The following is a 1,025-nucleotide window of genomic DNA, read 5'->3' as shown; positions in this document are numbered from 1 at the left end:
GCAGCCGTGTGAAGAGGGCCTCCGTCCCCGGACGGAGGCCCTCTTTCCATGCCCGGCCCGCGCCGGTCCGCCGGTGGGCGGCCGACCGGGTGTCGCCGTCCCGGGTCCACAATGGGGAAGCATGACGACCCTCGTGATCATCGACGCCGCGAACGTGATCGGTTCCGTCCCCGACGGCTGGTGGCGCGACCGGCACGGCGCGGCGGAGCGTCTGCGGGACCGGCTCGCCCGTGACGGGGTCCCGGGCCGGGACGAGCCCGTGGAGCTCGTCATGGTCGTGGAGGGCGCGGCCCGCGGGGTGGAGTCCGTCCCCGGTGTACGGGTCGACACGGCCCCCGGCAGCGGCGACGACCGTATCGTCCAGCTGGTCGCCGAGGAGGGCCGGGACCGCCCGACCCTCGTCGTCACCGCCGACCGCGAACTGCGCCGCCGGGTGGGGGAACTGGGCGCCGAGGTGGCGGGCCCGCGCACGGTCCGCGGCGACACCTGACCCCTGACGACGGCTGCCGTCACGCGGTCCGGACCCGCGGCCCACGTGATCCGGCCCCGTACAGGCCCGGAAGCGGGCCGTACGGGGCCGGAAGGGGCCCGCGACACCGTCGGTGACACCGGGTCAGGCGGACGGGCCGGGGCGGCGGATGGGCGGCTCCTACGCACCGCGTCCCGGCGGCGGGGCGACGTCGCCCGGTGAGGGCTCCTCGCGGCGGCTGAGGCGGCTGTGCGAGCGGCCGTAGAGGAAGTACACGACGAACCCGGCGACCATCCACAACGCGAACCGCAGCCATGTCTCGGCGGGCAGGTTGATCATCAGCCAGAGGGACGCGCAGACCGACAGGATCGGGATGACCGGCACCCAGGGGGTGCGGAACGACCGGTGCAGATCGGGGCGGGTCCTGCGGAGGATGATCACACCGATCGCGACCACCACGAAGGCGAACAGGGTGCCGATGTTCACCAGGGCGGCGAGTTCGGTCAGCGGGGTGAAGCCGGCGAGGATCGCGATGATCACGCCCAGCAGGATCGTC

At 74.1% G+C, this 1,025-nt stretch carries 2 protein-coding genes; one reads left to right on the top strand and one right to left on the bottom strand.

What is annotated here, in order from left to right:
• The first annotated feature begins 121 nt into the window (after window positions 1-121).
• Window positions 122-490: an NTP pyrophosphohydrolase gene (locus SMA5143A_RS01175; RefSeq protein ID WP_107460936.1), complete on the top strand. Its 369-nt coding sequence runs from the start codon at window positions 122-124 to the stop codon at window positions 488-490.
• A 159-nt stretch (window positions 491-649) separates the two neighbouring features.
• Here the strand turns inward: SMA5143A_RS01175 and SMA5143A_RS01170 are convergent.
• Window positions 650-1,025, bottom strand: a 376-nt coding sequence (locus SMA5143A_RS01170) for an APC family permease (RefSeq protein WP_308812017.1), incomplete at its 5' end; no start/stop codon positions are given.

The sequence above is a fragment of the Streptomyces sp. MA5143a genome, assembly GCF_900290235.1.
Taxonomy (GTDB): Bacteria; Actinomycetota; Actinomycetes; order Streptomycetales; family Streptomycetaceae; genus Streptomyces.
This window is presented reverse-complemented; position numbering and strand designations above follow the sequence as displayed.